Genomic DNA, 10,819 nt, shown 5'->3' with positions numbered 1-10,819 from the left:
TATATGAACCAGCCAACTCCGGAACTATCAGTAATCCGGCCGTTTCACCTTCTGCAATAACGGTTGGTGACGAAAATACCAAACAAGGCAATAACAGTGAAATGGATTCATTCTCGGCGTGGGGACCGACCCCAGATTTCAATTTAAAGCCCGACGTGAGTGCACCGGGCCAACACATTGCCGTTCTTGATGAAAATAATCGTTTCACGACAAACACAGGGACGTCGTTTTCGTCCCCATACATCGCTGGTGCCGCTGCACTGATCATGCAGAAGTTGAAGCAAACCCAGCCTAATTTAACCGGTGCCGACTTGGTGAACGCAGTTAAAGTTGCGTTAATGAATTCCGCTTCACCAATGAATGACGATCATTACTCTGGGGAACTAATATCACCTCGAAGACAGGGTGCCGGCCAGGTGAACGTCACCAATGCGGCGAACTTGAACGCGCTGGCAACCGACCCCACAACCAATCAAGGATCGGTTTCACTTAAAGCCATTGGAGAAACGACTAGATTTGCCGTTAACGTCGCCAATCACGGCGACAAACCTGAAACCTACCACGTGAATACCAGCAGCGGTCCGTTTACTGAAGTCCGTGACTCCAATCAACACGGTGTCGGCCGTGTCCATGATACAGCCATTGTTGGTGCGTCTCTTCAGTCCGACCAAGCGGACATCACCGTTGCGCCGGGAAAAACTGTAACTGTTAACCTGACACTAAATCTTGGAAGCCAGGCGACGCAAAACAGTGTGGCAGAAGGTTACCTTAGTTTGACCAATTCAGATCCCAGTCAAAATTTGACGGTCCCCTATTTTGGCTACTACGGCGATCCAACTGAGGAACCGGCCTTCGACAAACCTGCTAACCAGTCTGGCAGCATCTTTAACGGCGGCTATTTACTTGATAATAAGGACATGCCACTGGGATTGAGCGATCGGACATCACTGGCCAGTTGGCTGAACACCCTCTCCGATCCGGATGCCTTGCGGGATTCAGTCGTTAAGAAAATTCAAAACGATAAGGTGGCCTTTTCACCTAATGGTGATGGCCATTCCGATGCGATCAGTCCGTATGTCTTCGCATTTCAAAATCTCCAAGCCGTGACTGCTGAAATTACTGATTCTAATGGTCACGTTGTCCGAACAATTGACCAGGAAACCAACACCCAGAAGTCATTTCAAGAAAATGGCGCAGCCTACGTGGATGATCTGACCCTATCGCCGTCAATGCGGCTCAATCCATTGGCACTCAACTGGAATGGCATGGCATATGATCAATCAACCGGTAGGATGAAAGTTGTTCCAGACGGCCAGTACCACTATGTTTTGAAGACAACCAACTATAACGATGGCGCCGAAAAGAAGCAATCATATAGTCTGCCCGTCAAGGTCGATACGGTCGCACCGGCAATTACCCAGGCCAACTATCGAAATGGCCGACTGTCCGGCAGTTACTCGGATGTCGGTGCCGGCTTCACAGAGCTGTCGACACTAGCCGTCAAAATTGGCCAAAAAACGGTCGGTGTAAGCTTAAACAACGATGGCCAATCAAATACTGGCAACTTAACTTATAAGTTGTCTGCCGCCAAACAGCGGGCACTCAAGAAAGCCAAGGGGAAACTCCAACTTCAACTGGCAGATGTTGCCGGCAATCAGACCCATAAAACCATTAACCTTGTTCCAAGTCAGTATAAAACGATCAAGAAATCGCCAACCGGTACGTCAAAAATCGTTTGGACTGTTAAAACCGATGACTTGCAAACGATGATGAGTCATGCCAAGTTTGCAGTCACCACTCGTTTTCCCCCAACCAAAGGGATTACGTTTGAAGGGCTTAACGACAATGACTTAACCTTGATAAACGCGGCCAGCAGCGTGTATGATCCGGCTACCCATCAGTTAACGATTGCCGGAAAGGTCAACAACTCAAAGGACAAGTTGATTATTTTAAAGAGTCCGGATCAACATAGTCCCGGCGATCGGGTAAAAATTCAAAAGTCCGGGCAGTTTAAATTTGAAATGCCAGTCGCCCCTACAACTCAGCGTGGAATTGGCTACATTTTAAAGAAGTCAACGAAAAACAAAGTGACAACTGTCCGTGGCACGCTCGTAGTCATTACGGATACCACGGCCCCGTCCCTGAATCTATCATTGAAGCCTGGTGTGCAGAAAACTGGAAATCATTACCAGATGGACACAACTGAGGATCAGATTACAATTAGCGGTTCAGTAAATGACAATGTCGACGGCTACCGCTTGTTTATTAATGGCGATAATCTTTTCCACGAGCAAAACAACGCCGGCTGGGTTAATCACCAAGACCTTGGCGGTAACCCGAATCCACACGCCGACCATCAATTCAGCCAAACTTATAATTTGAAAAACGGCCAAAATATTTTCACGGTTTCCGCGGTCGATGAAACAGGCAACACCACTACAAAGACCATTACCGTCATTCGTCAATGATCATAAATTGAATACGAAAAAGGAGCTCAAAATCATTTCTGATTTTGAGCTCCTTTTGCTATTAGTCATCAATTAACAGTAATTAAATTACTTCTTGAGACCTTCCCACTTCCAGTCAACAACTTCTGGAAGATCAGTTCCTTCTTGACGAATGTAGGCATTATGCTTGTCGATAGTGTCGTTCATACGTTGGATGAAGTAACCGGCCTTAACAGTGTAAGCTGGAATATCTTGAACGGCTTCCTTAGCAAGGCTGAAGCGATCCAATTGGTTCAAGACACGCATGTCAAATGGTGTTGTGATATCACCATTCTCACGGTAACCATGAACGTGAAGGTTGTGGTTATGACGATCGAAGAAGATATCCTTGATAAGTCCTTCGAAGCCATGGAATGCGAAGATAACTGGCTTGTCAGTAGTGAACAAGTTGTCAAAGTCTTCGTCGCTCAAACCACGAGGGTCAACCTTAGGTGAACGAAGCTTCAATAAATCAACAACGTTGATGTAACGAATCTTCATTTCTGGGAATTCCTTGTTCAAGATTGAGATAGCAGCCAATGCTTCCAAGTTAGGTTCTGAACCTGCGGCAGCAAAGACAACATCTGGTTCTTGACCTTGGTCAGTTGATGCCCAATCGATGTAGCCAAGACCATTCTTAACGAGGTTTTGTGCTTCATCCATTGTGTACCATTGACGACGTGGGTGCTTTGAAGTAACGATTAAGTTGATCTTTTCGTATGTTCTGAATGCAACATCACCAACTGCTAACAATGTATTGGCATCTGCTGGAAGATACTCACGGATAAATTCAGGCTTCTTCTCAGCTAAATGAGTTAACATACCTGGATCTTGGTGGGTATAACCATTGTGATCTTGCTGGAATACTGTTGAAGTATCAACAAAGTTCAATGAAGGATATTGCTTTCTCCAGTATTGTTCTGAAGCCTTACGCAACCACTTCATGTGTTGAGTCAACATTGAGTCAACAACACGTCCAAATGATTCGTAAGTAGCAAAGAATCCATGACGACCAGTCAATACATAACCTTCAAGCCAACCTTCTGCTTGGTGTTCTGAAAGTTGTGAATCGATAACACGGCCGTGGTTTGAAAGATCTTCATCAAATGGTTCGTGAATATCTTCCATCCATTGACGCTTTGAATCATCAAGCAAGCTGTAAAGACGGTTTGACTTAGTTTCATCAGGGCCGAATCCACGGAAGCTGGTTGGGTTAAGTTCAGCAACCTTTTCCAACCAGTTTGACCATTCGATCATATCTTGCTTTTGAGTAACACCACGATCAAATTTAACTTCGAAGTCGCGGATGTTAGGGAACTTCAATGGTTCTGGCTTGATACCACCATTGGTGATTGGGTTAACAGCCATTCGCTTGTCGCCCTTAGGAGCAACTTCACGAATTTCTGGAAGAACAGTTCCGTTTTCATCGAACAATTCTTCTGGCTTGTATGACTTCAACCAGTCAATGAGCAAGTCTTTATGTTCCATTGAGCCTGCAGCAACAGGAATTGGAACTTGGTGAGCACGGAATGAACCTTCGATAGGGTTACCATCGAGATCCTTCTTAGGACCAGTCCAACCTTTAGGTGAACGGAAGATAATCATTGGCCAGTTAGGCAATTTAACATTATCTGGAGTTTCGTTTTCACGAGCATTCTTTTGAATAGACTTGATTTCTTCGATCACATGGTCAAGAGTCTTGGCAAATTCTGCTTCAACCTTGGCATGATCCGTATCAGCAGTAGCTTCAACGAAGTATGGATCCCAGCCCATTCCTTTGAAGTAACTAGTTAAATCTTCGTCACTCATACGTGAAAGGATAGTAGGGTTAGAAATCTTGAAGCCGTTCATGTTAATGATAGGAAGAACAGCACCGTCGGTAATTGGGTTGATGAACTTGTCAGAGAACCATGATGCAGCCAATGGGCCGGTTTCTGATTCGCCATCACCAATTTCAACAGCAGCGATTACATCTGGGTTGTCTAAGATAGCACCGGTACCATGTGAAAGTGAGTATCCAAGTTCTCCACCCTCATGGATTGAACCTGGTGTTTCTGGTGCGGCATGAGAAGCAACTCCACCTGGGAATGAGAATTGCTTGAACAATTTAGCCATACCTTTTTCGTCTTGGCTGATGTTTGGATAGATATCTGAATAACTACCGTCAAGATATGAGTTGGAAACCATAACTTGTCCACCATGACCTGATCCTTCAATGTAGAACATGTTCAAATCGTATTTGTTAATAACACGGTTCAATTCTGCATAGATAAGGTTTTGGGATACGATAGTTCCCCAGTGACCAATAGGCTTAACTTTAACGTCTTTGGCTTCGAGGGGTCTCTTAAGCAATGGGTTGTCGCGCAAGAACAATTGACCTACTGAAAGGTAATTAGCGGCACGCCAGTACTTGTCAACAAGTTCCAAATATTCTTTGGAATCGTAATCTACTGTCATTAATTAACACTCCTTCTTCGATTTAACAACAAAGCTTCTGTATAGAATGTTCGTAAAATCCACCAATGAATTCTTGATCAATTTACATCACTAATACTAAACGATATTTTCAAAAAGTCAACCTTTTAGAAAATTGATACGGTCCAATATTTAGTGACAGAAAATTCTATACTTATTAGCTATTATGGACGCTTATAAAAGGTTCGTCCACTATTATTAATATTTTGTAACAAAATTTTCTCAATTTTTACTTAACGATTTTGTCGATGCCAATTAACGATGACTTGAGCGATGAATAAGGCCGCCAATACAGCAGTTGTCACAATAAAAGTAAACCGCATGCCGAAAATAAATGCCCCTGGCTGCGCAACCGGATAATCGTTGACTGGTCGTCCAAGATTCATGCTAATCCCACCAAATAGTAAAATATTGGCAAAAATCGAGCCAAGTGTCATACCGGTGTTTCTCGAAAAGCCCAGCAACCCGCTGGCAATTCCCAACTGGTCTTTGGCAACTGCATTCATGACCAAAACGTTTGTCGGTGCTTGAAACAGCCCATTTCCCAAACCAACAAAGCCCAGCCAAATGCACAGCACTATCAACGAAGTGGCGTGATTAACACTGGCCAGCCCGACTTGGCTGATAATCAACATCGCTAGCGAAATGGCCGCGATGACGTGGGAGCCAAATTTGTCACTGAGCCATCCGGCAAACGGTGAGACGACAATTTGAATGATTGGAAAGCTGATTAAAATTAGTCCTGCCAGATCGGTACTAATGAGTCGATTCTGTTCCAAATAAATCGGTTCGATGATATTAACGACAAAATTAATCCCGTAAACGAGTACCGTCGCAAGTAAACTAAGGGAAAAATCACTGTTATGAAACAAGTGAAAATTCATGACGGGATTTTCTGCACGCATTTCAATATGCCTGAATGCCACAAGCAAAATCAGCGTTGCAATCATCAACCCCACAAAAGTAAAACTGGAAAAGCCAACTTGTTGACCCAAAATGAGCCCGACAAATAAACTGGCGGCCGTGATGATTAAAATCAGCATGCCGATAAAATCAACGTTTCCCTTGGATTTGACCTCATTTTTAGACAACACCAGTTGACCAAGAACGATTGCCACCAATCCGACCGGTACGTTAACCCAAAATATGTAATTCCAGGGAAGATAAGTCAAAATCAGTCCACCAAGGCCGGGACCGGCGATGCTGCCCAAGGCAACTACTGAACCGAAGCTGCCTAGAGCAAGTCCCCGTTGCTGCTTAGAAAAGGTCTCGGTAATAATTCCGGCGTTGGTGCTCAGCGTCATACTGGCACCGATTGCCTGAACGGCTCGCATCAGTAAAATCCAGCCAAAGCCGAGGTTGAAGCCACATAATAATGACGCAATTGTAAAAATGACGGTGCCGATTTTAAAGACCCGTGCTTTGCCGAACAAGTCACCCATCTTACCAAACGGCAGCAAGAACATACAGGTCACGATCAGGTAACTTGATGCCACCCAGGTAATCTGTGACGTTGGCACGTCCATTGCCCGCGACATGACCGGTAATGCAATGTTGACAATACTGCTGGTCAACGTCGACATGAACGATAATAGGACGACTGCGGTAAAAATCCACCACCGATTTTGATTTGCGTGCTTCTCAACCATCTTCTCACCCCATTTCATCTATAGAATAAGCGTTTTTTGAGAAGGTAGTTGAAATGATGCTTAAAATAAAAGCAGTGAGCCGTTATTCGACCCACTGCAACTTAATTGCGAACCTAAATGAAATTAATGAAACATATTCAACAAGACATCAGCTCCCCAGGGAGTTGCGGCTAAAATCGCAAATATTAAGATCATAACGCCAACGCCGACAAAAATATTGCGGACGGCCGGACGATCCTTTTGCTTAAATCCATAAACGAGAATGAAAATGCCAAAAATGGCGAGGACGAACATAATATAAAAACCCATGGGAGGTGCTCCTTTTATATTTTTTATCTAGCTGAAATGAGCTCCGACGACCGCAAGCAGCGCGCAGCGTCTAGCCTACTTGGCGACGGGCCTGACGCTAACTTCCAAGGGACCACTGCTTCAAACCCGGTTCAAGGGGGTGTTACTTTTTACCTAGCCGAAATGAGCTCCGACGCAACTGATGCTAACTTCTAAGAAGAGATGAATCAAAACCATTGCACGCACGATGTTTTTAGTGGTTTTGACCTGATATAGATGTTTGTTTGTCGGTGCTTTTTACCTGGCTGAAATGAGCTCCGACGACCCTGACCCCTACTGTGTAAGACAAAAATTTAAAGGATGAACCAAAAACGTTCATCCTCTAAATTTTCGTCTTACACTCCGGGGTCACCCGGGTCTCGTCGCTCTCTACTTATCTTCATCCAAATTCACAAACGTATTATAATTCAAATATTTATAGTGAATCCGCATATTTGAAACTTCAAACGGTGTTCCGTCATCCAGGAAGAAAATACCTTCCATCACACCGACCGGTTCCACCGGCTTCAATCCCAACAACTCCTGGTCCTCTTTTGTTGAGGGATCCGCCGTTATTGTCATGAACGACTTGGTAACCGAATTTCCAGTTGCGTCCTCAAAATAGTTGAAGATCGAGCCTTCTACTCTTTGCGCATTTAGCTCAGGTGCGACCCTGATTGGAATATATCCCAACTCAATCATAAACGGCTTGTCATCAAACGACCGCAACCGTTTAATTTCGTACACAAATTCACCCGGATTTAAAAATAATTCGGTCTGCAATTCTTCACTTGCCGGCACAACCTTGAAGTCCAACAGCTTAATTTGTGGCGTTTGGCCATCACTCTTAAAACTATCTGTAACCCCTAAATTGGATCCCTCGTATTGAAAAATGGTTTGATTCTTCTGATACAGCGGGTTAATGAATGTTCCGGATCCCCGCTTTTTGAAAATAATTCCCTGATTTGCCAAAACATTCAACGCGCGTTTAATTGAACTTCGGCTAACACCATAAGATTCGCTCAGGCTTCGTTCATCCGGCAGTTTCTTTGAGGCAAACTCGTTTGCCTGGATGCGTTCCTTCAAATCCTTCATGATGTTGCGATATACTAAATCAGCCATTTGTGCTCCTTATAAAATCGTTAACTTGATCTATTATTAATAAAGTATAACAGATTATCATTCTCTTTGTTCAGCCGGAATCATGTCCCAGGTTGTGATAAAATATCTCTGAGGTGTTATGACATGTCAAAAAAGAAGAAGAATCAAGTTCATAAAACGCTAGTGGAACAAATTTTAGATAAGCACAAAATCCCCTTTGTCCAAATGGAATTTCCAACTCACAAAGAGGGCGATGTTGAACAAATTACCGTTGATCACGTTGACCAAGACGAACACCAAATTTTTAAAACGCTGGTACTGACTGGCAAAAATACCGGTCCTGTTGTCGGTGTCGTCCCAGTTGACGAACACTTGGACGAAAAGAAGCTGGCCAAAGTGTCCGGCAACAAAAAAGTCAACATGGTGCCATTGAAGGATTTATTAAAGACGACCGGCTACCAACACGGTGCCAACACCCCCATTGGCATTTGGGAAAAATTTCATTACCCCATTTACGTTGATCAAGAGGCAAAAGATATGGGCGACATTATCGTATCGTCTGGTCAAATCGGCCGGTCAGTTAAAGTCGATGCCCAACAAATGGTCGATTTAATCGGTGGAAAATTCGCCGACATAAAGGAATGACAAGATGCTCAAAGATATTTTGACAAACATTGGTTTGGTACTCGGATTACTCATCGGGGTACCATTTCTTTTTATCTACCTACTTTCAGCAATCAACCGCAACACAAAACAACAAATTGCCAATCGCTTTGGCGTTAAAGGCCAGTTGGTATTTGGCTTTCTTGGCATCATCGTTCATGAAGCCAGCCACCTGATCGTAGCACTTATTTTCGGCCACCACGTCGACCAGTTTCGCTTAATTCGCATCCCCACCGCTGAAAATGAAACACTTGGTTACGTCCACCACACGTGGCGAAAGCAAAACATCTACCAGAATATGGGCAACCTGTTTATCGGGGTGGCACCAATCTTTGGCTGCTGTTTAACGACGCTCTTATTAGCTCGGTCCTTCATCCCCGAAGTTTACCAGTCTTTGATTGTTTCGACTCAGCAGTCCTTCGGGCAAATCAGCTGGCTAATGCCGTCGGTCAACTGGCTTTCTTTACTGATCTTCCTGGTTATTGCGGCCAACATTTGTATCGGTGGCTTTGACCTGAGCTCAGCTGATTTTGAAAATTCTAAACAGGGCTTCTGGCAGGCCATTTTATTCTTGGTGGTAGTCACAATCATGATTTCAATCACGCCATTTTCAGCGGGGTTCTTCGCCCTGCTTGGCCACTTCACAACGATGATTGTGGTAATCTCAATTTTTAATCTCGTGATTTCAATATTGATGAACGTGATCTTTCGGATTATTTAGACCCATTCCACTCGTCGACAAATTCACTGACAAAGTCCTGCATGACTTGTTGGCGATGCTCGGCGATTTTTTTAGCTGTGGGTGTATTCATTTGATTCTTTAACTTGAATAATTTTTCATAAAAATGGTTAATCACCGTTCCGCGTTTTCGATACTCGGACTTGTCCATCCCCGCCCGTGGCATGATTCGTGGATTATACATGATTTCACCGAAGTGGCCGCCAAAGTAAAATGTCCGCGCGATACCGATTGCGCCAATTGCATCCAAGCGATCAGCGTCTTGGACAATTTGGCCCTCAATTGACAACTTGCGGTGCTCCTTAAGATTGGCGCTATACGACATATTATCAATGATCGCAAACACATTGGTGATAAAGGCATCATCGTAGCCAACTGCTTTGAGCTGGTCGACAATCGCCTGTCGTTTCGCTTCAGGGTTGGTAGTGACCTTGTCGTCACTGACATCGTGAAGATACGCGGCGATAACTACCAACGATTCATCAGCATCTTCGCCCTTTAAAATTAATTTGGCCAGACTGACGACCCGTTCAATGTGGGTGTAATCGTGGCCGGTCGTTTCGTAACCGAGTTCTTTTTGAACGAACTCGCGGATTTGTCTGAGTCCATTAATCATATGCCGCTCCTTTTTAGATAACTGAGAGAATATATAACGCCAGCTTACCGAGAATGAGGCTCCAGAACAGTTGCCAGTGTAATAAGTAAGCATGCTTGATTGCTTTGAGCCATGTCAGCGCAAACGTCCACCAGTGCACATGACTGCGGTTTTGGACGTAATATTGGCCAATCTCTGTTAACATCACAAATAACAACAATTCCAGTAACACCATTAAAATAAAGTAGCCAACGTAAATCACCACAATCAGCCATTTCAACGTCCCAAGTGATGACTGAGCTGCCGCAAAAACACTTTGTGCCGTGCCGCCCATGACAAAAGCGCCAATGATACTCAACCAAAGCGATGATAAAATCGATGTTGGCATAATCGATAGTATCAAAATTGGCAGCAATAATTGAAAATCTTTTCTCAGTTCTTCAAAAGCCAGTGGACCAATAACGCTGAAAAACGAACCCACACTTTTCACCTGACCAACGTAGTCAAACCCATATTGGAGTGACATCCCAATAAAGACGACGATGGAAGCAACGGCCCAAACGACGACAAAAAAATTCTGGCGGTAGGCTGTTAAAAGCGTCAATAATTGTGTTTTAAAATTGGCTGGTTTAGTTGACATTTGAGTTACCTTCTTTTGGTATTTAAGTATTAGTATACCTTTCATTAGAATAATTGTAGAGGTCTGTGAACATTTAAACAAACAATAGGCCAGGACAAAACTAGATGTTTTGCTCTGACCTTTTTTATGCAAATATTGTCTTGT

The 10,819-nt window shown here is 43.9% G+C and carries 9 protein-coding genes; 3 read left to right on the top strand and 6 right to left on the bottom strand.

What is annotated here, in order from left to right:
* On the top strand, positions 1-2,468 hold a 2,468-nt coding region (locus AB3112_RS04705), incomplete at its 5' end, for an Fn3-like domain-containing protein (RefSeq protein WP_367334037.1).
* Between the two features lie 87 nt (positions 2,469-2,555).
* Here the strand turns inward: AB3112_RS04705 and AB3112_RS04700 are convergent.
* From AB3112_RS04700 to AB3112_RS04685, 4 genes are all read right to left on the bottom strand, one after another.
* Positions 2,556-4,943, bottom strand: a complete 2,388-nt coding sequence (locus tag AB3112_RS04700) for a phosphoketolase (protein WP_057908991.1) — start codon at positions 4,941-4,943, stop codon at positions 2,556-2,558.
* Between the two features lie 251 nt (positions 4,944-5,194).
* The gene (locus AB3112_RS04695; protein WP_057908992.1) at positions 5,195-6,610 is read right to left on the bottom strand and encodes an MFS transporter; all 1,416 of its coding nucleotides are present in this window, start codon (positions 6,608-6,610) and stop codon (positions 5,195-5,197) included.
* Between the two features lie 123 nt (positions 6,611-6,733).
* Complete coding sequence (locus tag AB3112_RS04690) at positions 6,734-6,919, bottom strand: hypothetical protein (protein ID WP_084974123.1); 186 nt, start codon at positions 6,917-6,919, stop codon at positions 6,734-6,736.
* Between the two features lie 408 nt (positions 6,920-7,327).
* The gene (locus AB3112_RS04685) at positions 7,328-8,059 is read right to left on the bottom strand and encodes a GntR family transcriptional regulator (RefSeq protein ID WP_057908994.1); all 732 of its coding nucleotides are present in this window, start codon (positions 8,057-8,059) and stop codon (positions 7,328-7,330) included.
* Between the two features lie 123 nt (positions 8,060-8,182).
* On the opposite strand from AB3112_RS04685, the gene ybaK reads away from it, so the two are divergent.
* The gene (gene ybaK / locus AB3112_RS04680; RefSeq protein ID WP_057908995.1) at positions 8,183-8,683 is read left to right on the top strand and encodes a Cys-tRNA(Pro) deacylase; all 501 of its coding nucleotides are present in this window, start codon (positions 8,183-8,185) and stop codon (positions 8,681-8,683) included.
* Between the two features lie 4 nt (positions 8,684-8,687).
* Positions 8,688-9,422, top strand: a complete 735-nt coding sequence (locus AB3112_RS04675; RefSeq protein ID WP_084974119.1) for a hypothetical protein — start codon at positions 8,688-8,690, stop codon at positions 9,420-9,422.
* Here AB3112_RS04675 and AB3112_RS04670 read toward each other — a convergent pair.
* Complete coding sequence (locus AB3112_RS04670; RefSeq protein ID WP_084998277.1) at positions 9,415-10,056, bottom strand: HD domain-containing protein; 642 nt, start codon at positions 10,054-10,056, stop codon at positions 9,415-9,417. The two genes, AB3112_RS04675 and AB3112_RS04670, sit on opposite strands and share 8 nt — an antisense overlap.
* A gap of 13 nt (positions 10,057-10,069) precedes the next feature.
* Positions 10,070-10,675, bottom strand: coding sequence for a hypothetical protein (locus tag AB3112_RS04665; RefSeq protein ID WP_084974115.1), 606 nt, complete (start codon positions 10,673-10,675; stop codon positions 10,070-10,072).
* Between the last annotated feature and the right edge of the window lie 144 nt (positions 10,676-10,819).

Origin of the sequence: Lentilactobacillus sp., from assembly GCF_040773105.1 — a bacterium.
Taxonomy (GTDB): domain Bacteria; phylum Bacillota; class Bacilli; order Lactobacillales; family Lactobacillaceae; genus Lentilactobacillus; species Lentilactobacillus parabuchneri.
Note: the sequence above shows the minus strand (reverse complement) of the source record. Positions and strands in the feature narration are given on the sequence as shown.